The organism is Burkholderia sp. BCC0506 (assembly GCF_902833145.1).
Classification (GTDB): domain Bacteria; phylum Pseudomonadota; class Gammaproteobacteria; order Burkholderiales; family Burkholderiaceae; genus Burkholderia.
Map to the genome: position 1 here is coordinate 482,092 of NZ_CADFEN010000006.1, position 24,020 is coordinate 506,111.

The 24,020-nt window shown below is 57.3% G+C and carries 17 protein-coding genes and 2 rRNA genes; 5 read left to right on the plus strand and 14 right to left on the minus strand.

Annotated features, from left to right (window positions below; all coding sequences use genetic code 11):
- Positions 1-5: 5 nt before the first annotated feature.
- The 3 genes from yidD to rpmH all read right to left on the minus strand — a co-directional run bounded on the left by yidD (position 6) and on the right by rpmH (position 959).
- Positions 6-272, minus strand: coding sequence for a membrane protein insertion efficiency factor YidD (yidD, locus tag HWX62_RS17305; RefSeq protein ID WP_006489939.1), 267 nt, complete (start codon positions 270-272; stop codon positions 6-8).
- Between the two features lie 75 nt (positions 273-347).
- Positions 348-809 (minus strand): ribonuclease P protein component, encoded by a 462-nt coding sequence (rnpA, locus tag HWX62_RS17310; RefSeq protein WP_006489941.1) that lies wholly within the window; start codon positions 807-809, stop codon positions 348-350.
- Between the two features lie 15 nt (positions 810-824).
- The gene (gene rpmH, locus HWX62_RS17315) at positions 825-959 is read right to left on the minus strand and encodes a 50S ribosomal protein L34 (protein ID WP_004198824.1); all 135 of its coding nucleotides are present in this window, start codon (positions 957-959) and stop codon (positions 825-827) included.
- 421 nt (positions 960-1,380) lie between these two features.
- On the opposite strand from rpmH, the gene dnaA reads away from it, so the two are divergent.
- From dnaA to HWX62_RS17335, 4 genes are all read left to right on the plus strand, one after another.
- Positions 1,381-2,958: a chromosomal replication initiator protein DnaA gene (dnaA, locus tag HWX62_RS17320; RefSeq protein ID WP_244136051.1), complete on the plus strand. Its 1,578-nt coding sequence runs from the start codon at positions 1,381-1,383 to the stop codon at positions 2,956-2,958.
- A 170-nt stretch (positions 2,959-3,128) separates the two neighbouring features.
- Positions 3,129-4,235, plus strand: coding sequence for a DNA polymerase III subunit beta (gene dnaN / locus HWX62_RS17325; protein WP_080331645.1), 1,107 nt, complete (start codon positions 3,129-3,131; stop codon positions 4,233-4,235).
- Positions 4,236-4,427: 192 nt separating this feature from the next.
- Positions 4,428-6,902, plus strand: a complete 2,475-nt coding sequence (gyrB, locus tag HWX62_RS17330) for a DNA topoisomerase (ATP-hydrolyzing) subunit B (RefSeq protein WP_175932826.1) — start codon at positions 4,428-4,430, stop codon at positions 6,900-6,902.
- Positions 6,903-7,345: 443 nt separating this feature from the next.
- The gene (locus tag HWX62_RS17335) at positions 7,346-9,049 is read left to right on the plus strand and encodes a hypothetical protein (protein ID WP_175985184.1); all 1,704 of its coding nucleotides are present in this window, start codon (positions 7,346-7,348) and stop codon (positions 9,047-9,049) included.
- A 555-nt stretch (positions 9,050-9,604) separates the two neighbouring features.
- Here HWX62_RS17335 and HWX62_RS17340 read toward each other — a convergent pair.
- The 9 genes from HWX62_RS17340 to HWX62_RS17385 form a co-directional block, all read right to left on the minus strand.
- On the minus strand, positions 9,605-11,419 hold the full coding sequence (locus HWX62_RS17340) for an AIPR family protein (protein ID WP_175985186.1): 1,815 nt from the start codon (positions 11,417-11,419) through the stop codon (positions 9,605-9,607).
- A gap of 124 nt (positions 11,420-11,543) precedes the next feature.
- Entirely contained in the window at positions 11,544-13,832 is a 2,289-nt protein-coding gene (locus HWX62_RS17345) for a sigma-70 family RNA polymerase sigma factor (RefSeq protein ID WP_175985188.1), read from the minus strand.
- Between the two features lie 940 nt (positions 13,833-14,772).
- Entirely contained in the window at positions 14,773-15,297 is a 525-nt protein-coding gene (locus HWX62_RS17355; protein ID WP_208458651.1) for an EcoRII N-terminal effector-binding domain-containing protein, read from the minus strand.
- A gap of 2 nt (positions 15,298-15,299) precedes the next feature.
- Complete coding sequence (locus HWX62_RS17360) at positions 15,300-17,120, minus strand: DEAD/DEAH box helicase (RefSeq protein WP_175985191.1); 1,821 nt, start codon at positions 17,118-17,120, stop codon at positions 15,300-15,302.
- The gene (locus HWX62_RS17365) at positions 17,113-17,937 is read right to left on the minus strand and encodes an HNH endonuclease (RefSeq protein WP_124633930.1); all 825 of its coding nucleotides are present in this window, start codon (positions 17,935-17,937) and stop codon (positions 17,113-17,115) included. The genes HWX62_RS17360 and HWX62_RS17365 overlap by 8 nt, the downstream gene beginning before the upstream one ends.
- Positions 17,937-19,559, minus strand: a complete 1,623-nt coding sequence (locus tag HWX62_RS17370) for an ATP-binding protein (RefSeq protein ID WP_124633931.1) — start codon at positions 19,557-19,559, stop codon at positions 17,937-17,939. The genes HWX62_RS17365 and HWX62_RS17370 overlap by 1 nt, the downstream gene beginning before the upstream one ends.
- 307 nt (positions 19,560-19,866) lie before the next feature.
- Entirely contained in the window at positions 19,867-20,313 is a 447-nt protein-coding gene (locus HWX62_RS17375; protein ID WP_124633932.1) for a very short patch repair endonuclease, read from the minus strand.
- Positions 20,313-21,578, minus strand: a complete 1,266-nt coding sequence (dcm, locus tag HWX62_RS17380; RefSeq protein WP_175985193.1) for a DNA (cytosine-5-)-methyltransferase — start codon at positions 21,576-21,578, stop codon at positions 20,313-20,315. Before dcm ends, HWX62_RS17375 begins: the two co-directional genes overlap by 1 nt.
- A gap of 491 nt (positions 21,579-22,069) precedes the next feature.
- Positions 22,070-22,468 carry a type II restriction endonuclease gene (locus tag HWX62_RS17385; RefSeq protein ID WP_175985195.1) on the minus strand — a complete coding sequence of 133 codons (399 nt, stop codon included), beginning with the start codon at positions 22,466-22,468 and terminating at the stop codon, positions 22,070-22,072.
- Between the two features lie 689 nt (positions 22,469-23,157).
- On the opposite strand from HWX62_RS17385, the gene HWX62_RS17390 reads away from it, so the two are divergent.
- A complete protein-coding gene (locus tag HWX62_RS17390; RefSeq protein WP_124659550.1) occupies positions 23,158-23,403 on the plus strand; it encodes a SymE family type I addiction module toxin in 246 nt (81 codons plus the stop codon).
- A 250-nt stretch (positions 23,404-23,653) separates the two neighbouring features.
- On the opposite strand, the gene rrf is transcribed toward HWX62_RS17390, so the two are convergent.
- Together rrf and HWX62_RS17400 are read right to left on the minus strand one after the other, a co-directional pair.
- Positions 23,654-23,766: ribosomal RNA gene (gene rrf / locus HWX62_RS17395) — 5S ribosomal RNA — on the minus strand.
- Between the two features lie 153 nt (positions 23,767-23,919).
- Positions 23,920-24,020: ribosomal RNA gene (locus tag HWX62_RS17400) — 23S ribosomal RNA — on the minus strand; the annotation flags it as partial.

Here is a 24,020-nt window from a genome sequence, read left to right on the forward strand (position 1 = left end):
TTGTCTCAGAGTCGATGGGACCGCGCGTCGGCTTCGCCGCGAGCGCGAGTGTCGGAGTTGGGCGGCGGGACGAGGTCGATGCCGCCCGCGGAAAACGGGTGGCATCGGCACACGCGCCTGACGGCGAGATACGTGCCGCGCGCGGCGCCATGATACTGGATTGCCTCGCGCGCGTAATCCGAACAGGAAGGATAAAAACGGCAACGGTTGCCGAGCATCGGGCTCACGGCAACCTTGTAGAAGCGCAGCAAGGCGATCAATACCGTTTTCATACCTTGGGCGGCGCCGTACGACGCCGCGTCAAAACCGGCCGGGCGGGCGCGAACGCCGCGCGGGGCACGGATGCGTCACTCGGACGCGGGCTTCGACGCACGGCGGGCGATTTCCCGGACTGCCCTGTCGAGCAGCTCGCGGATCTCGGCCGCGCACATCGCCGCGAGCGGGGCGGAAGCCGCGCTCGGCAGCGCTTTCTTGTCGAAGCGCGTGTGCTGCCGCAGCAGCAGGTCGTAACCGGCGAATTCGGCGCGGCGCAGGCGAAACTGATCGCGCGCCAGCCGCTTCACGAGGTTGCGGGTAACCGCTCGCGGCGCATACTTCTTGCCGATGACGAGCCCCAGACGTGCAGGCTGACCGGTCGGCTTGCCGTAAATCACGAAGTGCGCGGAGCGCCGCCAGGGGCGCAAACGAAAAACGGATGAAAATTCATCCGTTTTCAGAAGTCGCGCAGCTTTCGGGAAGGCGGCTTTCGTCTGCGACGGATTCGCACCCGGCTCGACGGCACCTTCCGCAGGACTGCGGACGGCGGACACAGCGCGCAACCTGCCTTAGATGGCGAGGCGCTTGCGGCCCTTCGCGCGGCGAGCGTTGATGACCTTGCGGCCACCTGCCGTCTTCATGCGGACACGGAAGCCATGGGTGCGCTTGCGGCGCGTCACGGACGGTTGGTAAGTACGTTTCATGATGTTCTCACTTGTTCGAGAATGTCGAAATTCAGGGGACCGCGTGCCCTTAACCGGAGGCATTCGGGCGAACGCAATCGCCGGGAATACAGGATTGGTTTTCGCGGAACCCGCTATTTAAACCGTTTTTCTCTTGACGGTCAATACTTTACGAGTCGCTCGCCTGTGCCGGGCCGCCCCGATCCGGCCCCGCGACCCACAAACACAGCCTGTGGATAAGTCCCGCTGTGGCCGCGTTTGGCGTTAGAATCTCGCCTTATCTCCAAGAATCCCGCACGCCGCTTCGGCTCGCGCCTGCCCCTCCAAGACTGTGACGCAGGCGTCCGAGGCACGCTCGCACGACCGCTTCGGGCCTTGTTGCGCAACCGCGACAAGGGCGCCGGCGAGCCGCGCTGTGCACGCAAAAAACGACAGCTACTTGATGAACGATTTCTGGCAACACTGTTCCGCACTGCTGGAGCGCGAGCTGACGCCCCAGCAGTACGTGACGTGGATCAAACCCTTGGCCCCGGTGGCCTTCGATGCGTCGGCGAACACGCTGTCCATCGCCGCGCCGAACCGCTTCAAGCTGGACTGGGTCAAGAGCCAGTTTTCGGGCCGGATCGCCGATCTGGCCCGCGAATTCTGGAACACGCCGATCGAAGTCCAGTTCGTCCTCGATCCGAAGGCCGGCATGCGCAGCGCGCCCGCGGGCGCCGCACCGGCCGCCGCGCGTGCGCCGCTGGCGCCGAGCGGCCCGGTCGCGACGGTCGCCGCGATCGCCGCCAACCTGACCGCGAATGCTTCCGCTGCGCCCGCCGCGCCGGCCGACGTGCCGATGACGCCGTCGGCCGCCGCCGCGCACCATTTGAACGCCGACGACGCCGACATCGACCTGCCGAGCCTGCCCGCGCACGAAGCGGCGGCCGGCCGCCGCACGTGGCGTCCGGGCCCGGGCGCCGCGCCCGCCAACGGCGGCGAAGCCGATTCGATGTACGAACGCTCGAAGCTGAACCCGGTGCTCACGTTCGACAACTTCGTGACCGGTAAAGCGAACCAGCTCGCGCGCGCCGCCGCGATCCAGGTCGCGGACAATCCCGGCATCTCGTACAACCCGCTGTTCCTGTATGGCGGCGTCGGCCTCGGCAAGACCCACCTGATCCACGCGATCGGCAACCAGCTGCTGCTCGACAAGGCCGGCGCGCGCATCCGCTACATCCACGCCGAGCAATACGTGTCCGACGTGGTGAAGGCGTACCAGCGCAAGGCGTTCGACGACTTCAAGCGCTACTACCATTCGCTCGACCTGCTGCTGATCGACGATATCCAGTTCTTCTCCGGCAAGTCGCGCACGCAAGAGGAATTCTTCTACGCGTTCGAGGCGCTCGTCGCGAACAAGGCGCAGGTGATCATCACCAGCGACACGTATCCGAAGGAAATCTCGGGCATCGACGATCGCCTGATCTCGCGCTTCGACTCGGGCCTGACCGTCGCGATCGAGCCGCCCGAGCTGGAAATGCGCGTCGCGATCCTGATGCGCAAGGCGCAGTCCGAAGGCGTGAACCTGTCGGAAGACGTCGCGTTCTTCGTCGCGAAGCATCTGCGCTCGAACGTGCGCGAACTCGAAGGCGCGTTGCGCAAGATCCTCGCGTATTCGAAGTTCCACGGCCGCGAGATCTCGATCGAGCTGACCAAGGAAGCGCTGAAGGACCTGCTGACCGTGCAGAACCGGCAGATTTCGGTCGAGAACATCCAGAAGACCGTCGCCGATTTCTACAACATCAAGGTCGCGGACATGTACTCGAAGAAGCGCCCCGCGAACATCGCGCGGCCGCGGCAGATTGCGATGTACTTGGCGAAGGAACTCACGCAGAAGAGCCTGCCGGAAATCGGCGAGCTGTTCGGCGGGCGCGATCACACCACCGTGCTGCACGCGGTGCGCAAGATCGCCGACGAGCGCAGCAAGGACGCGCAGCTCAACCACGAGCTGCACGTGCTGGAACAGACGCTGAAGGGCTGAGCGCGCGCACCGCGCTTGATAATTCGGCCTCCGCCCCAATTTAAGGGGGGCGGTTCGGTTTTGAGGCACAATACTGGTTTGACCGCCCCGGTGGTGGCGGGCCAAGAGCCCGGCCGGCGGGGCGCTGCGTGGCTGCTGCGCTGCAGGCCGTTACTCAACGAAGGAACTCTATGCAACTGGTCAAGACCGAACGAGACACCCTCCTCAGGCCGCTGCAAACGGTCAGCGGCATCGTCGAACGCCGCCATACGTTGCCGATCCTCGCCAACCTGCTGATCACCAAGAACGGCCCGGACGTTTCATTCCTGTCGACCGACCTGGAGCTGCAGATCACCACGCGCGCCGATTTCGGCGTCGGCGGCGACCAGGTCGCGACCACCGTCGCGGCCCGCAAGCTGCTCGACATCCTGCGCGCGATGCCTGACGGCCAGGTCACGCTGTCGCTCGCCGACAAGCGCCTCACCGTCCAATCGGGCAAGAGCCGCTTCGCGCTGCAGACGCTGGCGGCCGACGAGTTCCCGACCGTCGCGCAGGCGAAGGATTTCGGCGCCACGCTCACCGTCCCGCAGAAGTCGTTCCGCCAGTTGCTCGGCATGGTGCACTTCGCGATGGCGCAGCAGGACATCCGCTACTACCTGAACGGCATGCTGCTCGTCGTCGACGGCGACCAGTTGATGGCCGTGGCCACCGACGGCCACCGCCTCGCGTTCTCGTCGATGAAGCTCGAAGGCGGCACGTTCGGCCGCCAGGAAGTCATCGTGCCGCGCAAGACGATTCTCGAGCTGCAGCGCCTGCTCGAGGACATCGACGACACCGTCACCATCGACATCGCGCAAACCCAGGCCAAGTTCACGTTCGGCCAGGTCGAGCTCGTGTCGAAACTCGTCGAGGGCAAGTTCCCCGACTTCCAGCGCGTGATCCCGAAGGCGCACAAGAACACGTTCGAGATCGGCCGTGAAGAACTGCAGCGTTCGCTGCAGCGCGCGGCGATCCTGACCTCGGACAAGTTCAAGGGCGTGCGCTGCATCGTCGCGCCGGGCCAGTTGAAGATCATGTCGACCAACGCCGATCAGGAAGAGGCGCAGGAAGAACTCGAAATCGCCTACCAGGGCGATACCGTCGACATCGGCTTCAACGTCACGTATCTGCTCGACGTGCTCGCGAACCTGAAGGTCGACACCGTGCAGGTGAGCCTCGGCGACGCCAGCTCGAGCGCGCTGATCACCGTGCCCGAGAACGACGAGTTCAAGTATGTCGTGATGCCGATGCGCATCTGACGCGCTCGACATCGCGACACACACCAGGGGGCGGCAAGCCCCTTTGGCGTTTTTATGGCGAACCGACAACCCGCCCTTTTAGTGCCTTTTCGGCACCTGGGGCGGGCCAGGAAACTGGAGCGGCCGGCGATTTCCCTCGCTGAAACGCACCGCGCCGCCACGAGAGTGGCCCCGCAGAACCGGAAGATATCCATGAGTGAACAGCACAATTCGCAACCCGATAACAGCAGCTACGGCGCCTCGTCGATCCAGATCCTCGAAGGTCTGGAGGCGGTGCGCAAGCGCCCCGGGATGTACATCGGCGACACGTCGGACGGCACCGGTCTGCACCACCTCGTGTTCGAGGTGCTCGACAACTCGATCGACGAAGCGTTGGCCGGGTACTGCAACGACATCCACGTGACGATTCACGCCGACAACTCGATTTCCGTGGTCGACAACGGCCGCGGGATTCCGACCGACGTGAAGATGAACGACAAGCACGAGCCGAAGCGCAGCGCCGCCGAGATCGTGATGACCGAGCTGCACGCCGGCGGCAAGTTCGACCAGAACAGCTACAAGGTGTCCGGCGGCCTGCACGGCGTGGGCGTGTCGTGCGTGAACGCGCTGTCGAGCTGGCTGCGCCTCACCGTGCGCCGCGACGGCAAGAAGCGCTTCATGGAGTTCCACCGCGGCGTCGCGCAGGATCGCGTGATCGAGGTGGTGGACGGCGTCGAAGTGTCGCCGATGCTCGTGACCGGCGACACCGAGAACCGCGGCACCGAAGTGCATTTCATGGCCGACCCGACCATTTTCGGCACGGTCGAGTATCACTACGACATCCTCGCGAAGCGGATGCGCGAGCTTTCGTTCCTGAACAACGGCGTGCGGATTCGCCTCACCGACCTGCGCTCGGGCAAGGAAGACGATTTCGCGTTCGCCGGCGGGGTGAAGGGCTTCGTCGAGTTCATCAACAAGACCAAGAGCACGCTGCACCCGACGGTGTTTTTCGCCAACGGCGAGAAGGACGGCGTGGGCGTCGAAGTCGCGATGCAGTGGAACGACAGCTACAACGAAAACGTGCTGTGCTTCACGAACAACATTCCGCAGCGCGACGGCGGCACGCACCTGACCGGCCTGCGGGCCGCGATGACGCGCGTCATCAACAAGTACATCACCGACAACGAAATCGCGAAGAAGGCGAAGGTCGAGACGACCGGCGACGACATGCGCGAAGGGTTGTCGTGCGTGCTGTCCGTGAAGGTGCCGGAGCCGAAATTCAGCTCGCAGACGAAGGACAAGCTGGTTTCTTCCGAGGTTCGTGCGCCGGTTGAGGAAGTTGTGGCGAAGGCGCTGGAAGAGTTCCTGCTGGAGACGCCGATCGACGCGAAGATCATCTGCGGGAAGATCGTTGAGGCTGCTCGGGCGCGGGATGCTGCTCGGAAGGCCCGCGAGATGACGCGCCGCAAGGGCGTGCTCGACGGCGTCGGCCTGCCGGGCAAGCTCGCGGACTGCCAGGAGAAAGACCCGGCGAAGTGCGAAATCTACATCGTCGAGGGTGACTCGGCAGGTGGGTCGGCCAAGCAAGGGCGTGATCGCAAGTTCCAGGCGATCCTGCCGCTGCGCGGCAAGGTGCTGAACGTCGAGAAGGCGCGCTACGACAAGCTGCTGTCGTCGGAGCAGATCGTCACGCTCGTGACCGCGCTTGGGTGCGGGATCGGCAAGGAAGACTACAACCTCGAGAAGCTGCGCTATCACCGCATCATCATCATGACCGACGCGGACGTCGACGGAGCGCACATCCGGACGCTGCTGCTCACGTTCCTGTATCGCCAGATGCCGGACATGATCGAGCGCGGGTACGTGTATATCGCGCAGCCGCCGCTTTACAAGATCAAGGCGGGCAAGGACGAGCGGTATCTGAAGGACGACGTGGAGCTCAACGCGCACATGCTGCGGTTGGCGCTGCAAGGGTCGGAGTTGGTGCCGGGTGAGAATGCGGCTGCGATTTCGGGTGATGCGCTTGGGGAGCTGGCAAGGTCGTATCTGCTGTCGCAGAGCGTGATCGAGCGGTTGAGCCGGTTGTATGACCCGGCTGCGCTGGAAGCCGTTATGGACGGGGTGGTGATCGATCTCTCCAGCGAGGAGTCGACCGAGGCTTCGGCTAAGGCGCTGCACGCTGCGTTGCATGATGAAGCGCTGAAGAACGAAGTGCGCGTGGTGCCTTCGTATGACGCGGTTCGCGAACAGCGGGCGCTGCATGTCGAGCGCACGCATCACGGCAACGTGCGCGTTTCGGTCATCGACCAGGAATTCCAGCATACGGCGGATTATCAGCAGCTCGTGACCACCGCGAATACGTTCAAGGGGCTGATTGGGGAAGGTGCGGTCATCAAGCGCGGTGAGCGCAGCATGGCCGTGGCGGACTTCAAGAGCGCGATGAAGTGGCTGCTGGCGGATGCTGAGCGGAACGTTTCGAAGCAGCGGTATAAGGGGCTGGGGGAGATGAACCCCGAGCAGCTGTGGGAAACGACGATGGATCCGGCAGTGCGGCGTCTGCTGCGTGTGCAGATCGAAGACGCGATTGCTGCGGACGGGATCTTTACTACCCTCATGGGGGATGACGTCGAGCCGCGGCGAGCGTTTATCGAGTCGAATGCGTTGCGGGCGGGGAATATTGACGTCTAACTCATGGTGTAGGTAATCGCATAGCCTGAGAAAAATCGGCCCATAAGTTTCTCAACTTATGGGCCTTTTTTATCGATAGCTGTGAGTCACCAAAACGCAAAATCCGGCGACGACGGACTAAGTGAGGCATTTGAGGCTCGTGTGCTGCCCTGACCAGTCAGCGGTCAAGAGAGGCGGCTGCGCCCTTCGGCCAGATGGCGAAGTAGGGAGCTGCCCGAAAAAGTTATCGATAGAGAAAACACGATGTCAACGCAAACTGAATCATTCGATGTACTCGAGCTTTCGTATCCGGAACGTCAACTCATCGTGGTTCTCGACGACGCAGTTGTTCTGGAGACTCCGCCAGCCCAGTTCATGCGAAACTGGTTTGCTGCTCAGCAAATGAAGGATGCGACTGTATAGCAGCCCGTCGGCAAATACACATAACACTGCGGAATCGAATTTTGAAAGACAAATCCTACGCGAAACTTGCCGACCTGTTGTCTGACAGCGAATGGTCGCGAGTATGCGACGACCTCAAGGTTGAGGCGGTATCCAAAGAGTCCTTCAAAAAGGAACCGCAGACGGTTTTTCAATCGGTATCGAAGACAACATACTGCATGGCAGTGTTCGACGCATTGACGCGTCCGATGAATATGCTGGCTGAGGTTGCCGATTTTTTGGGGAAAAATGACGTTAGGGCACGTACAACGGCATCTATAATTTGTCTTGCAGACAACATAAGAGTTAAATCGCAGCAACTAGAGTATGCAATCTCCTGGACCGAAAACATGCGCCCGAAGGAGCAAGTGAGAAAGGAATTGGAGGTCGAGTTTCGAACCTTTGTGAAACCATTCCTTCTCGATGTTCGAAATAACGCTGCGCCACATCAGAGGTCGAGGACACGGCTTAGTCGACGATACATGCATCTGGGCGAGGTCTTTGAGCGTATCGACTTCTGTGAATACTCTCGCGAGGCGCTCGACGGGTTTGAGCGGATTCTGCACCTTGCTGACAATTTACTTCCAGACAGTGCTGCTAGTGACGAACCAACAGACTTCCCTATTTTGGGGGAAATTCGAAGTCTTGCAAAGAGGCTATCACGTGACCTGCAGAAATTTGAATCGGAAGTGGATTCTGCATATAGTTCACGAGAAATATGGTCTCCCGAAATCGATTCGCGTTCGATCGAACGCTTTAAGATTTTTATTGAATCTGTTTCGTTCCTCCACAAACGCACGCCCGCAAAGGAGCTTGCTCAGCTCCTGAGACTGGATATATTCCGTCATCGACCTCAACTCTATGAGATGTGGGTGATGTGCGTTATCTTGAAGATGCTTAGAGATTGTGGTTGCGGCGTCCAATTGTTGGAGGTCGTAAGTGGCGAGGATTCCAACTTCGTATGGAATCTGAAGTACGCTAAAGCCACGAGTCCAGTTGCCGAAATCACAAAAGACGACGTAAAAATGTTTCTCTTTTACCAATTGTTTCGTCGTCGCACCAAGGGAGACATGCCGGATATCTCGCTGTGGCGGGACCGTTCAGCTGAGACATCACCGATGTGGATTGTCGACCCGAAATTCTCTGAAAAAGGTGGGTATTCGATGTCGAGCTACGTAAGCACGGCACAACGATACATGGACCAATTTCGACCCAGCGACTTCTCCTGCGTGCTCGAATACTTTCCTCGCCCTGAAATCGGTTCGGACCCACGCGTCATTCTAGATGTTGCACCTTGGGGAGCAGGGCTCGATACGTTGCGGAGGCTGTTAAAGCAGGCACACGGCCTCACTTCGCGGACGATAGCAATCCTCGATTTGTCGAGAAGTTACGTCAATGATGTCTTGGCCGTCGCGCCCCGATTACGTCAGTTAGTGACTGCTGGCGAGCTATCCGACACTTGTATCTTGTTTGGAGGAAAGGCCAATGTTTGCGCCTCCCTGACCGAGGCGTTAGGAAGGGCGTTCGACATAGAGCGTGTCGCTTTGGGCACCAATAGCAGCATCATGCCAGCACTCGCAGAAGCTCGGCGTTTCTCCGCTGAGGACGACGCGCAGGCGTTTATCCTTCTGAGCGACGGGGACTTTGATGACGGGTCCATGCAGACAGTTTCTGATTCCGGCCTGACGATTTCGCTGGAGCTGCCGACCGAGAAATCCGGGACATAGTCTCCACTTCTGTATAGTTGCCGCTCGGTGCTCAAGAAAGACTGCCTGAGTCTCGTCCAGAGGGTATCACGAGTCGATTGTCTCAATGGCTATTGATACGATGCGTGAGACGTCGGCCTCGCGTCGAATTTCCGCATAGCGCCGTAGTCCATGGTGAAGTGACGCCGGCAAATTGAGGCCTAGACGGACGCCTACTGCCCTGAGCATTTTTTCGAACACGAGTGCGTATATCGGACGAACGTGACCAGCCGTTTCGGGAACGTGACCGAGCGAACCAGAAGGCGGGATTGGCGTTGCGCATGACATCAACTACGCGGGCTATGCTCGCCGGCTTTGGCCGGAGACAGCATGCCCGCGCCCCGGATGAACATGCGCATGGTCAAGGACGTTTACGACTTAAATTCGACGGCGACCTACCGGCTGAATTTTCCGCGGCCGCTTTCCCTCCCGAAAGTCGGGCAGAACAGTTTCGCTCCAGTCGCTAACCGAGCGTGATGCCTTGCTTCTCTTCGAGTTCTCTCGCGAAATCGTCAGTTATTCGAATGTGCGCCTCCATTATGAATTGGCCCTTTTATTTAAGCTGACCTCGGGAATACCCTCGGCGGTCGGCGAGAAAGCGCTGCTCTTCACTGTCTCCCAGCATTCAGTTTTCTTGGCCCACTCCGAGACCATTCGGCCAGATGCCGACTTATGCAGCACTTCATTGACTTCGAAGGCCCATGTTTTGAGTTGCTGTGTTAGAGCGTGCGATATTGACTGGTTAAGCCAGATGCGCTCGAAATCGATCGTCCCGCCGGTTCTAAGGGAAAGGATGGAAATGAGGTAAGCGGTTACGTTTCCTTGGAACGCCGGAAACAGTGGCCGCACGATCGAACTCGTCCGCTTGAAAAGGATGGCCTTCGCAACTATCTGCTTGAAGCCAACTACGTCCGGAAGTGACATCTGTTTGTTTGTCTCGCCGTCCGACAATGATTCCATGAAACGCTCGAAATTTTTCTGTGCCCCCATACTTACAAAGTGTGGCTTGCAATCCCACGCATACAGAAACTTTGCAAGATCAGTTTTTGTTATTTTCCGAGAAGGCGGTGTGACGGCCTCCTTAAGATGACGAAGGCGAGCTGCCGTCGCCCCCTCTCTCGCAAGCCACGTGTTATAGCTGCCTGCCGCCCGTTCATAGAACCATTTACCCACCCCGTCCGGACAATACGTCGTTGACGCAAGGCGCTCCAGTTCAACATGAAACGGCTTGTTCGCAGACAGGTCAGACAGTTTCACTGCGTTCTGACTGTTTGCATATCGGGAGATGTCAGAGATGAGCGCTTCCTCCGATGTTGTATCGGTGGATCTCAAAACGATGACTTTCGCTGGTACGCGAACGTTCCGGAGGTCAATGCTTGGGTTCTTTCTCTTTGCGAAGTAGATGGAGGCGGTCGTCTGCCCCCCATTGACTATCTGCATACCCTTCAGCCACAAAAGGCCTGGACCTCCGTCAACCGTTTTGCCCAGATGAGCCTCATCTGCGACAAGCACAATGCCATTGTTGTATGCCATGAACCGTTCCGGGTTGTCACGCAAAGTATCGCGAACTCCCCGATTAACCTTGCCCGCGACGCTCAGGAAGGAACGGACATTGGCTTCTAGCAGACGGGCCCCATATTTTTCATAGATGAACCGTAGCGCCTCCCCAGGAATGACAGTGAGCGCGTAGTCGTAATCGGTCGCCTGACCGGGCACATAGACGCACGGCAGAGCGGAACCTGATACCTCCTCGAAGTTGATTACGAGTTCATCGCGAGGCTTACCTTCCGACCAGTGACGATGGAGCCGCTCAATGTCCATCACCTCAAGCTTTACCGTCTTACCGTTAACCTCCCGCGCTCTGAAATTCCGAGTTTTCGCGCGACGATCAGTCAGCACATAGATTCTGATCTGCTCTAGCCGTGGGTAATTTTCCTGAATCGTCAGGATCAGGGGATATGCCTCGGATGAGTCATCCGTCGCCGCCGCCAGCGTACCTTGCACGCACTTCGTCAAAAATTGCAGACACTCTTCCGCGGCGTTCTTTGTAATCGCATCAGAAATGGAAGAGATTCCTTCCTTTCCGTCGTAGATGCTGACAAAAAGATCTAACTGTTCCAAATCTTCGGAAATAGAGAAGCCGCTCAAAGACAGGCTCGCCTTGTCAAGAACCGACGAGTGATGACATACCTCTGGCTCAAACGTCATGCCTACTTCGGACATGTGACGCATCACAATTTCCGCGAAGATTAGTTCTGGACGCGGATGAACGCCATCCGTGTCGACAAGTCTCTCATTAACCTCGGTATTGACCTGCGCTTGCGTTTGCGCAAGAAAGTCAGCTAGTTCCATATCGTGATAAATTCAAGTTATACAGTGCACATGTTTCATCGACGCGTGGTCATGCAACCGGCGAATAGCTGAGAACATGCAGTGACTCGATGACGACACCGGCTCGAGTAACACGTGCATCGCTCTACGCCTCATCGTCGGTTTCAGGGGCGCGGTGTTTGGAAATATTTTCAAGGAAAGGGGTAAGTTCGACGGATCTCACTGGGTGCCGCAAGCGCCTGAGTGCCTTTGATTCGAGTTGCCGAATGCGCTCTCTTGTGACATCGAACATCTGCCCGAGCTGCTCGAGGGTATGCTCGGAGGAGCAGTCGATACCGAAACGCAACCTGAGAATCTTGGCTTCTCGCGACGTCAGTGCGGCGAAGACCTTCTCAATTGCATGGCGCAACTGTGCGGAAACAACGGCGGCATCCGGCTGATGCTCCTCATTAGTGAGATTCAGGCCAATCTCGACGCCCTCGTCACTATCTAACGACACCGTTTGCCGGGAGACTCGTAGGCGCTTTGCAACCATCGCGGGATCCATGCCCAAGTGCAATGCAATCTCGTCACCTGACGGAATTTTCCCGCTCCGCTGTTCCAGCTCCCTTTCTCCCCGTTGGATCTGGTTCAGCGTTTCAACGACGTGCACGGGAAGCCGGACAATACGAGCCTGATCTGCAACTGCCCTGCTCACAGCCTGGCGAATCCACCATGTAGCATATGTGGAGAATTTGAATCCTCTGCGCCATTCAAACTTATCGACGGCCCGCAGCAGTCCAATGTTCCCCTCCTGAATAAGATCCGGCAGATCCATTCCGCGGTTCTGGTACTTCTTGGCAATTGACAACACAAGTCGAAGGTTAGCCTCTGCGAGCCGGTGGCGAGCTCTTTCGGCCATTTCAAGACAGGATGCTAGTCGAATTGAGGTCTGCTGAGTCTCTGGCGCTTCAGCAAGGCGCGTATGCAGATGTTCAAGGTACTTTGAAGCCAACCGGGAGGCGAGCAAGGTCGCTTCGAGATCGACAACACGCTCGTCGTCGCAACCCGCGTAGGAGCTCGCCGCACGGAGGCTTTCGACCAGTGATGCCAGATCGAGCGCCTCCGATTCGGCAACGTTCTGACTAAACAAGGAATCCGCGTCGGAATCAGTTTGCCCAGTCGAAGTACTTTCGAACGCCTCGTCGCCGCCCCCCGAAACAATACCTTCGTCAGATTGCGTTAATGCGAATACATCGGCTATTGAGGCCGCTCCAGCGATGACCCCCTCAAGTGACGCCGCAATCATTTCAAGGGCTACCGGACACCGCGCGACGATGCGGGCGGCCTCTGCAAACCCGTGCTCGATCGTCTTGGCAAATTCAACTTCTTCCTCTTTGGAGAGCAGCGGAACCCGTTTGAATTCATCCTCGTAAAGCTTTAGCGGATCGACATCAGAGGAATTTAGCGAAAGAAGCGCGTCTACGCCGGATTGCGCAGATTCCGCAAGTTCAGGGTCTTCGATATCGTCGGCTAACTCCTGCCAGTCCCATATTCCTTCAGATGTCTGAATACCGAGGTCGGCCACAATGATCGCCAAGTTGGCGAAATATCCTGAGCTCGCTTCGCCGTCAACATCAGCTGTTTCACGTATCCACGATTCGGGGACGAAACCGTGACGCAAACCGTAAGCGAGGATCTGCCGGCTTCGCGCGTGGCGTTCGCCAGAAGAGCCGTTGGGGCCCCAGTGCAGCCGCCGTATTTCAGGCAGATCGATGTCCACATCGTCCCAAAGCTCGTCTCGATCAACGGTCCGATGGCAATTTATTGAGATCTGTATTCTGGACGCGGACTGAAGGAACGATGTATCGTTGTTCGGGCGCACCGGGTCCACTTCTTCCTCCCAGTCGTTAACATCGGCCAACTGCTCTGATTCGGGTGTTCCTATCAGGCAGGCTTGCGTTACCGGCGGCCTCAGCCCTACTGCAGAAACAACATGCTCAACGTCGTCGAGACGTTCTGTCTGTAGAACGTAAGCAGCGGACGGGGCAGGTTCATCTTGTAGTGAGATAATCGCCGCGGGAAGCGCAACGGATTCCGCTGCTCCAGCAAGAGGAGCATCGTTCGAAACATCGCTGCAATCGGCAGCGGTCACGTACGAGTCGATCAAGGCTACTACCTCGATGTGCCCGTCAACAAGCGCCAACGCACGGGCGTCGGCGCCATCACCGTTCCTAGCTATTGGATCGATACCAGCATCGAGAAGTACGCGGCACGTCTGCAGATGTCCGCGCGCGGCGGCGTAGTGAAGCGCGTTATAGCCTTTCTCATCCGTCGCATGAACGTCATCACCACGGTTCAGCCTGAGGCGAACTGCAACATGCACCCCGCTCGACGCGGCCATCTTTAGAAGTGGGGATAGCGGCCTCACTTTTGACGCGTGAAGTTCACTCACCGTTGCCTCGACCTGTCACGTCAGGATACGACTGCAACTCGCACAGCTGGGCGGTATAGTCCGCCCGTCGTGGGTGAATGCACTTCTTCTCAGCCTCGCGTCCTTCTCGTGTTTTTTTCATTTTGCTTAGCTTATCGTCAGGTTCGCCATCTCGCGCGTATGTATTACGATGCACCTGACACAAAACTTGAGAGAGCTCAAGTCAGTCCCCCATCAATCTCAATACGGACTCGGTCGGATTTCCCGAGCAACAGATTCGATTCACTTGATAGATCGGGAAACGATCCCAAAAATCCGCATTTCATTCGATATACCTGCGCCATGCTGACCTCAGTTTGATCCTTACACCGTGCTCGCTAGGCACCTCTGTAACGGCAGTATGTTCAGTTGACGTTTGCGTCATGGCGGCTGTCGCTCGTACGTTAGACGTCTTTTGATAGGTGTCAATCAGCGCAACAACGTCGACATGCCCTCCAGCGAGCGCGAGTGCGCGAGCATCGTCGCCATCTCGGTTGCGGGCAGCGAGATCGATGCCTGCATCAAGGAGCACACGACATGTCTGCAAATGACCACGTGTGGCGGCGAGGTGAAGGGCGGTGCGACCGTTTCCGTCCGTAGCATTAACATTGTCACCACGGTTCAGCCTAAGGCGAACGGCTGCGTGGACACCGCTCGATGCGGCCATCTTTAGAAGTGGGGATAGAGGCCTAGCTTTTGCCGTCTTTTGTTCACTCACAGTTGTCTCACCCCGCTACCGGGTAAAGTGTGCGTCCAGCAGCATGAGCTGGCTCGTCCCATACTACTGCATGCATCGCTTCCTTACCTCTCGTTCTTCTCGTGGCTTGTCATGTCCCAGCGGCGTGTCGTCAAGATGCGAATGAGCCATTCAGACATGGCGCCCCCTCAGGCGCATACACTGCCGTTCCCCGATGCATCCCCCTTAGTGCACTCGTCGCCACGCCGACGTTAGTTTGATCCTAAAGCCTTGCCCGTTCGGATTTTTCGTCAGCTTCTTAAGTTCGTCGGACGCTTGCATAACTGCAGACACCGCTTCTATCGCCAGCCCTCCGTTAGCGACTGGCGTGTTCTGGTCCGGAACGACTTGCGCATGGGGCACAACGCGGATCTTATAGGGCGTCTTCCCATCCGATCGAGAGATCTCAAACGTATCGCCTTCACTCGCTCCGGCCGCCTTGAAATACCTTGTCATGTAAGTGATCCGGTACTCGTTGCGCGTGCCCGTGGCGTCGTGGAGCCGGTTGTTGTAGTACACAAATCTGAAGCGATGATGCATCCCTGCTTCGTCCACGCATTCGATCCAAGCGTCAGGATTTTTGACAGCCGAATCGAGCTGAGGCAAAAAGTCCAGGAGTTCTTGTTCCGACTTTGGGACGAGGATGCCCGCCTGGTGCGCTCCAGTTGCCCCCACGTCGTTTGCGCTCAGCGTCTTGCAGAAGGTTCTCATTGTCACGATTTCCCCGGTTTCATATCTAGTGCTCGCTTCATATCCGTCGCATCACGTGTCGCGACCGGGATAGATTCATTAGCAAGCTCTCTTTTCCATGCAGAACGCTCGATCATCACCTGCTCGACGGTGTCTTGATAAAAGAGCCGATAGATCGTCACTGGCCGCGTCTGCCCACGTCGATGAGCCCTAGCGCTGGCCTGAGCCTCTAGTGCAGGGTTCCACACCGGTGTGAAGTGAATAACCACTGTTGCGGCCGTGATATTGAGTCCGGCGCCCGCTGCTTTTGGGTTAAGGATCAAACATCCCGGACCTGCATGCGCCGAGAAATCATCGATTATCTGTTGACGTTCATCTTGCGGCGTTGACCCATTAATCGTACCCCAAAAAACATTATCCGGGTTCGGACATGCTGTCCGCACCAAGTCTCCCACCTTGTTGAAGATGGAGAAGAGAATGACCTTCTGCTTGTTATAGAACGCTTCCTGCAATAAGGCTTCAGTGCGCTCTAGCTTTGCTGTCATCAATGCTACCGTCTTCGAGGGCTCCAGATTCGCGTCTTCCGAGCCTAGCTCTGCGTCATTCGCGAGCCGAAGCCATGGGTGGGCGCAGAGTAGTTGTAACTGCAGTGTCGCTACCAGCGGGCCAGCAACCGGATACTTCGCGATGGTCTCGTTGCGCACCTGAAGATAGTAGTCCGTGAGATTGTCGTCGAGTTCCAAAGGAAGGTCGATATCGACGCGCTCTGGAAGATCATCCGCAACCTCCTTCACCCTGCGCCGCAGCACAATGGGATCGGTAATTCTCCCGACCAGCTGCGCCGAATCGGTGGTGTCCGGGTAATGGTCCTCAAACTCCCGCCGAGAGCCCAGTAATCCGGGGATGACGAAATCCCCGAGCGACCATAAATCAAGGAGCGAGTTCTCTACGGGCGTTCCGGTAATCGCTATGGCACGGCGTCGGGGGATTGTCACAAGAGCACGTCGACGATTTGACTCGGGATTCTTGACTGCCTGAGCCTCATCGCAAATAACCCAAGACCATTTAAACGAGGAAACAATCGAAATATCGTTCACCATCGTTTCATAAGTGGTGACGACAACACTTGCGACTTGCAGTCCTTTATACACTCCCGTCCGTTCCGGTCCTCGATGTACCATCACGGTTAAATCTGGCGCGAACCGTTCAATTTCGCGAAGCCAGTTCGCAATCAGGCTAGTCGGGCAAATAATGAGGGCGGGTGCGCTTGACTGGGGGCGTTCGAGCAAAAGAAGCGCGATCACCTGTAGTGTCTTTCCCAGACCCATTTCGTCTGCAAGGATCACACCACCCGTATACCGGATCGTCTCATGCATCCACTGTACACCCCTGGCCTGATACGGAAACAGGTTTGCCCTCAGGTCGGGAATGCTTATTGAATCGTGAAGACTCGCCGCTACCGTCTTACCCGCGTCAAGAAAGCCCTCAGCGGGTTCGGTTTTGATAGCCGCGCCTGAATTCCGGATAAGTCGGATCGCGACGTCGTAAGGCAAATCGTTCGCGTCTGCTGAGCCCAGAAGCTCCTTGAAAATCTGCACCGAGTCGCGCGGAAGAGGCCTCAGGGTATTTCCGTCGTTCACCCATGAGTGTCGGTTCGTCGGGGCATGCAGAATCCTTCGTTGCCCCCTTACGGTTCGTGTTCCACCGAGGCGGGCGATGGTCTTCCCACCGATTCGGTCAATGACGACCACTGGATCAAGCAGCCGTTCTGAGGCTGTGTATCCCTCAGGAAGTCGACCTTGCAGCGCGTCAAATGCCTCGGGCAGGTGAGACATATCAGCCATGGCAAGGCTCCATCATTTTCCTGAGATCTTCGACGCTGAATGGAACGGGACGTCTCGTGTGAACCGCGCGATGGCAACTGGGACACAGCGGAACGAGATCTGTGTTCGGATCGTACGGACGCGGTTCAGTGAGAGAAGCCAACGGCTCAAGGTGGTGGACCTCAATGATGGTTCCCGCCTCGCCGTAGCGCTGCCGAGGCTCAATACCGCAAGCAACGCACTTCTCTCCGTGGAGACGAATGCACAAGAGTCTGTTACGTGGGTTACGTTCGCGCCGAGTAATTAACGCCTGAGACAGACCACCTTCCACCGCCGGCTCATCACCCATCACGGCCTCCTCGATCACGTCGTAGCCGATCAATTCAGCCATGGCGGCCATTAATGGCACGATCACATTCCGACATGTTGCGACGATGGCATTATCTTCCTCAGGTGCTTCTTGATCGCGCAGCTTCGCTACTATCTTGAAGGCGCCGCTATCGACCTTCCAGCTTGAACGCGTTTGGCCAGGAATGTCGATCTCAACGTTTGGTCCAATAGACGCCACCAACGCGCGCGCCAGCTGTACATCCTCGGCGGAAGCCTTCTCAATCTGGCGAATGACGTTGCGAGAGAAGGATCCAAGGGATAGTTCGACCCGGTGACCTTTCAGCCCGAACGGACGAAGGTCGGCGATTGGTCCATGTTTCTCGTCCAGGTCGCCGAACCATATGCGAAGGCTAGATCGCAAACCTGACGTATCAATAGCAGCGACAAGTTCGGCGCCTGTGCCTTCTTGTAGCTCTTTGATGATGAGATCCTTCTTTGCCGCGATCATCAGCCCTCCTCGTCGTCCGCCGTCTCACCTGGCTCGGGTTCCGGCAGGTTTCGCAGCAGCTTTCGGAGATTGTTGGAGATCTCGGTTCGGATGTCTTCAAAGATCGGTTCCAGCTCCTCGTTCGTATTGTTCTGTTCCGCTACAGCGAATGCCCAGAGGAGCAAGTCCATACCTTCGACTGCATACCCGTTTGCAGCAGCACGTTTGTAGATTTTCTGGTAGAAGTCGTGGTGCTTATTGAGCAGGACAGAGGGTACGTGACCACTGGTGCCCGAGCTGCGAAAAGCCGGCTGCCACAATTCACCTGTTTTGATCTCCTCGCTCGCTTCCACATGGATTGTGTCGGGACTGACAAAGTTTTCGATCTTGAGCTTGAGTTTAATCTTCGGACCCATGTTATTCGCCACGACAGCAGACTGATCTGCAGCGTCGACAGAATTCACTTGCGGTTTATCCGCGTTACTGGCGTCCGCGATACTCTTGTTCGCGCTGGAGTGATCAATCGGCTTGTTCGTGTTGCGAATCGTTCGTCTATAGCGACGGTTTGCCTCGCGATAGATCGGGGTCAGGAGTTCGCGCAACCCATCCTCAAGGTCGGGATGAAAGAGGATTCGCGATTTTTTTACATCTATTCGGAACGCTTCATCGAGCTTGTGACCGAAGTCGAATTCGATCCGCAGCAGGGAAGTGTGCGGTTCGGGGGACCCGAAAACATCCATCCATCCGCCATCCTGGATGAGCCGGCCTTCTCTGAAAACGTAGAATCCTTGAGCACGGTTTGAAATGCGTGCGTATTCTTTTTCCTCGGCCTTGGTCATATCTGCACGATGCGGCAAGATCCATGCGCGAATCGTGGCGACCTGTTCCGAACCGTCCAGAAGCTCGATGTTCAGCGACTGCTTGCTCTCGGGCAGAACCTGCTCAGAACGGGTCGGGTAAAACGGGTTCCACGGCACTACGGGACTTTGGTTGATGAATATTTCAACGTTGCGAGCCCGTTCGTCTGTTTTATCGAGGAAACGGAAGAAGACCAGGGACAGATGCTTATCGAGACTTTCGGCTAGTCTGTTGATGGCCTGCTTCTCAGCTGTGCTACCCGGCTCATAGTCCTTTGTGAGAATGCGATCGCACTTCTGCCAGACGACGAGGGTTCCCTTGTCCCCGCACAATTCGCTGAACATCTCGTCTTCGTCAGAAGTGACTGGCTCCCGCAACATCTCCCATTTCTCGGCATCAGCAACATGCTCGAGGTCCCAAGTAAGCTTCGCCAGCGGCTGGTCTGCCGATTTGCGCGAGATGATAGAAAATCGAAGACACACCGAGCTGGAGGCGGTTTTCAGTCCGAGACCGAATTTTCCGAGACTTTCGGGATTTTCCCGCACGGGTGCGCCATAGCGCATGGCCTGCCAGACGCCGTCGGCGTCCATACCGCTGCCGTTGTCGCCGAAGTACACGACCTTGCGACCGTCATTCCGGAGGTCGATTTGAATGTTGATCCGACTCGCCTTCGCAGCAATTGAGTTGTCGACGATGTCGGCCGCCGCCGTCTTTACGTTATACCCAGTGTCCCGAAGGCCATAAATCAAGCGTGGTGCATCTGGCTCGTTGATTAAGTCGCTCACAGTGAGTTCCAGTTCGTTGTTCGCTTCAGTTGTCGATTGCTTTATCGGAAAGCATACAAATGGCAATAATTCACTTTGGGACGGCAGCGCGCTGATCGAAAAGCCGCAGCCGAGCGTCCTGCAGTTCGCTCCATCGCTGTATAACGGCAGCCGCGAACCACGGCTTTAACATACCTTGTCTTACGGTTCGCATCGCGATCCGCTTGCTGTCGATCAGCAGCTGTCGCGGCAGGTCGAACGAAACAGCAATCACTGTTCAGTCGCTCGGCAGCGACGCACTTAAAGTACTCGGATAAGCGCCGGAATTTCATCCTCGGTGTTCCATCGTTTCCTCGCTGCTGCATAGCCAGTCGCTGACAACCTGCGCAACCGTTTCGATTTTTTTATCTGCCCCTCTCAGACTACACTCCCAGACGATTCCAACCCGCCAACCGCCTGCTTGGAGCGCAGCAACTGCTTTCTCGTCGTTCTGCCTGTTCCGCAGTATCTTTTGTTCCCAGAACTCTGGACGTGTCTGCGGCCACTTGAAAAGTGGGCAGTCGTGTCCATGCCAGAAACAACCATGTACGAAGACCACGGCGCGCCGCCCCGGAAACACAATGTCCGGCTTGCCCGGGAGATCCCGCACGTGCAGGCGAAATCTGTACCCCCGTCGATGCAGCGCGCTGCGCAGCAAGATCTCCGGCTTCGTGTTGCGTCCACGAATGCCAGACATCATCCGGCTTCGCGTGGCGCTGTCGACTACGTCGACCATCAGGCAAACAACGGCAGGTTATATGGAACTCCGTCTCGCGCGCGGGCCACGAGGGACTGGACGTGAGGCATCATGATGCGTGCCACTTCCTTCATCACAGGCATGACTACACTGTTTCCAAACTGGCGATAAGCTTGCGTATCACTCACCGGGATCCGGAACGTATCAGGGAAGCCCATTAAGCGGGCACATTCTCGCGGGGTAAGGCGCCGGGGTCGCCTGCAGCCGCCCTGCGACACGAGAATCTCCGACCCGTCCTTGTAATAACGGGCCGACAGCGTACGCGTGACGCTATCGGTATAGGTCATCCCGAAACCGAATCCGTTGCCAGCGGCGCGATGCTTTTCTGCGTAAGCCTGCAGATACTTCCAAAGATTTTCGGTCAGGGTGTACTTGGCTTGCACTGAGCTGCGCTCGTGATCGAAGAAGCGATCGCCATCCCACGGCAGCAAAGGCTCCGCTCCGTCCGTGCGATGCAGGATCGACCCAAGGCGGGGGCCCTCCGAGGGCAGTCTGAGGTCATCCCATGAAAAGCCCGTCTTCTCCAGAAACCCGACAATGATGATTCGCTCGCGATGCTGCGGAGTAAAATGCTGACCATCAATTACGCGGTAATGGACGTCGTAACCCAATTCGTCACGCAGCGTTTCGAGGATAACGCGGAACGTGTTTCCCTTGTCGTGTGACAGAAGATTTTTGACGTTTTCCAGTAGAAATGCTTTCGGGCGTTTGTGGGAAATAATCCGCGCGACATCGAAGAACAAAGTACCTTGGGTCGTGCATTCGAACCCGTGAGGTCGGCCAAGCGAGTTCTTTTTGCTCACACCTGCAATGCTGAACGGTTGGCAGGGAAAGCCCGCGAGCAGCACATCATGGTCAGGGATGTCTTCCGCCGGGAACGGCACGATATCGCCGACGAACGGATGACGATCCCCATAGTTCTCTAGATAGGTCTTCTTCGAAAAGTCGTTCCATTCACTTGTGAAGACGCATTCACCTCCGTGCGCTTCGAAGCCCATCCGGATACCACCGATACCTGCGAATAGATCGACGAATCGAAACGTCTCTGGCGCTACATCACCGGCTGCCGCTTCGCACTTCAACATTTCGCGCAGGGCAGCTTCGACGACGATCGGACAAGCCGTCTCCCCTTTTTCCCATCGCCTGATCGTTTTCGCGTTTTTTCCAATGAAATCAGCAATTTGTTGCTGGGTAAATCGACCTCTAGCTTGCCTTAGGAGCTGGAGTGGCGGATTTTTTTGCATTCTTGCCTCTGGGAATATTTCCGGACATTATGGCCGTTAGTCGTACTGCTGCCAAGAAGAATAGGTGATAGGCTGGTTCTCGCGCCGTTGAACCCCAACGAGCGCGAGCGTCCGCTACGAAGCGGTTTTTTGCACTGCAAGAATCAGTTGCGGCAGAGAGGGCAACCTGCTGGGCGGGGAAACCGACTGGTGTGAACGTTTAGACCTAGCGCACTTTGCGACGTTGGCGCTCGCAGGGTCCTCTCATTGGAGCCGAGACCGTGCGGTCGCGGAACGCTTACGCATCGCGGGGACGTTCGCTTGCTCGAAGCGGGTCTAAGAAAGCGTGGCGCGGTTCAGGTCGAAAACGCAATAGAGATGCCCGTCGGGTTCGAATTTCCGACGAGCCAAGGGATAGGGCCTGCTGTTGGGCCGGAAAGGACGAGGCCTTCTATGCTGTGGGCGTCATGGTCACGCCCATGCCACTGCACTTCGGGGGCCGGCGAATTTTTCTATGTCACCGACACCCACGCGTCCGTGTGCGCGCCACCTCCTGCTGCGGATCTCGGAATCAGGATGCAGTGGAGTTGACCTTGTTTATCGAACCCGATCAGGAGATCGTCACCTGCCCGCGCGCGCTCCATCACTGCGTTTGTTTCGAAATAGAGGCGATGCTCGGTGCGCGTGGGATGGGCGGCCCGAGCGTCGTACCAGGTCACATCCACCGTGGCAGTGATTGGTTCACCGCGGACGGAGAAGATCGCCGAATAGTGGGCGTCGTTAAGGCCGAGAATAGCTTTTAGCTCGATGACACCGTTGAGTTCGTGCTGGTTGGATTTGTTAGGGTTTGCTTCCACCGGCGCTAGCGTCTTAAGACATGCGGGTGATAGTCCCATGGCTTTATTGGTCATGTTTTTCCCTTGGTCTCATCAGGCGGTTAAACTCGTCGACGATCTTTCGCCAACGGCCATGCACGATTCACCGACTTTGGCTGCGTGCGTCCCACAGATATGTGGAGTACCAGATCGAAAACAAGGTCAGACGAATCAAAATAATCTGGCACTCTGCTAGGACGTCAATGTACTCCGTCTTCCAAGGCCCGCCCCTGCGAAGGTATGGCGGAGTGCATGCGCGTTCACGCGGCCGAGCTGCGTGCGCTCGTGAGGACTCGATGTGGCCACTGCTTCAACAAGCTTTCCGTCATGCAGACGATCAGCCAGTTGAGTCCATCGGCGTTGTAGCCGGCCTCCTCCGCTTTCAACGGAACACTGGGTCCGTCATCGTTCTTTCCAGCATGTGCTTGCCGGTAATGCGGCACGAGGCGTCCGTCCACGGAATGATGATCGCAAGTGCAATCTTGGAAGTAGTCTCGCAACCTATAAAGCAGGTTCATATGTTGGGAGATCGGTGGGCCTTTTTCTTTCCGCCAGCGTTGATCAACTCTTCCACAACTATGCCAATTGGCCACTCGTCGAATTTTCCATATTTCGAGATGCCCAGTTAGGTAGACTCAAATGGCGTCACCGCAAAAAGCGCGGGCCGCATGGGCTGCCACCCATACGACCCGCTGACCACCACCAACTCAGTTGAGGAGTCGGAAATGGCTAACGCCAATCATAAGTCACGTCCCCCGGTAACGGAACGCTTCGTCACCGTCCAAGAGTCAGCACGCCATCATTCCTTGTCTAGGGTCCTCCGTGCTATCCGAGCGCACCGGAAACTGAACACGACGTATTACCCGTGGATCAAATTGGCTGGAGTATGGCTTGAAGACGCGGGATTCGAAGCTGGAGAACGCGTCCGGATTACTGTCGAGGACAAGCGGCTCATCATCACGCCGATGTGATCGGCGCATTGCCCATGGTGGGCGTCGCAAGTCACCATCGCTCAGGTAGCTCAGTACCCGAGACTCGATACCGTTAGTAACTGTGACAAGCGACGATTGCGATGCAAGCGCAGCGGCGCCAGACACTCAGGTCCGCTGCCGTTTAGCCTGGCGGCACGAGCTGCAACCCATACCAGGCGCACCGCACATTTCCGCCGCACCAATGCAAAAACCCCCGCCTGTTCGGGCGGGGGTTTCTGGCTTGAGGGGAGCCTGACGATTACCTACTTTCACACGGGAATCCGCACTATCATCGGCGTAGAGTCGTTTCACGGTCCTGTTCGGGATGGGAAGGGGTGGGACCGACTCGCTATGGTCATCAGGCAAAGGGGGTTGTTGCGTTGCTTCGCAGCGCAACCAATCCTGGAAGAAGCAGTAATTTTGAGTTGTGTGTATCGCACACGAGAATCCAACTTGTCGCTTTGGATCGCGGCCAGTGCTTGAGCACGGCGCCGATCTACAAGGCAGACTTGTTATAGGATCAAGCCTTACGGGCAATTAGTATCGGTTAGCTGAACGCATTACTGCGCTTACACACCCGACCTATCAACGTCCTGGTCTCGAACGACCCTTCAAGG

Coding starts and splice junctions, on each gene's coding strand:
- yidD (WP_006489939.1), bottom strand. CDS start 272: ATGAAAACGGTATTGATCGCCTTGCTGCGCTTCTACAAGGTTGCCGTG.
- rpmH (WP_004198824.1), bottom strand. CDS start 959: ATGAAACGTACTTACCAACCGTCCGTGACGCGCCGCAAGCGCACCCAT.
- dnaA (WP_244136051.1), top strand. CDS start 1,381: ATGAACGATTTCTGGCAACACTGTTCCGCACTGCTGGAGCGCGAGCTG.
- dnaN (WP_080331645.1), top strand. CDS start 3,129: ATGCAACTGGTCAAGACCGAACGAGACACCCTCCTCAGGCCGCTGCAA.
- gyrB (WP_175932826.1), top strand. CDS start 4,428: ATGAGTGAACAGCACAATTCGCAACCCGATAACAGCAGCTACGGCGCC.
- HWX62_RS17340 (WP_175985186.1), bottom strand. CDS start 11,419: ATGGAACTAGCTGACTTTCTTGCGCAAACGCAAGCGCAGGTCAATACC.
- HWX62_RS17355 (WP_208458651.1), bottom strand. CDS start 15,297: ATGAGAACCTTCTGCAAGACGCTGAGCGCAAACGACGTGGGGGCAACT.
- HWX62_RS17360 (WP_175985191.1), bottom strand. CDS start 17,120: ATGGCTGATATGTCTCACCTGCCCGAGGCATTTGACGCGCTGCAAGGT.
- HWX62_RS17365 (WP_124633930.1), bottom strand. CDS start 17,937: ATGATCGCGGCAAAGAAGGATCTCATCATCAAAGAGCTACAAGAAGGC.
- HWX62_RS17375 (WP_124633932.1), bottom strand. CDS start 20,313: ATGGTCGACGTAGTCGACAGCGCCACGCGAAGCCGGATGATGTCTGGC.
- dcm (WP_175985193.1), bottom strand. CDS start 21,578: ATGCAAAAAAATCCGCCACTCCAGCTCCTAAGGCAAGCTAGAGGTCGA.
- HWX62_RS17385 (WP_175985195.1), bottom strand. CDS start 22,468: ATGACCAATAAAGCCATGGGACTATCACCCGCATGTCTTAAGACGCTA.
- HWX62_RS17390 (WP_124659550.1), top strand. CDS start 23,158: ATGGCTAACGCCAATCATAAGTCACGTCCCCCGGTAACGGAACGCTTC.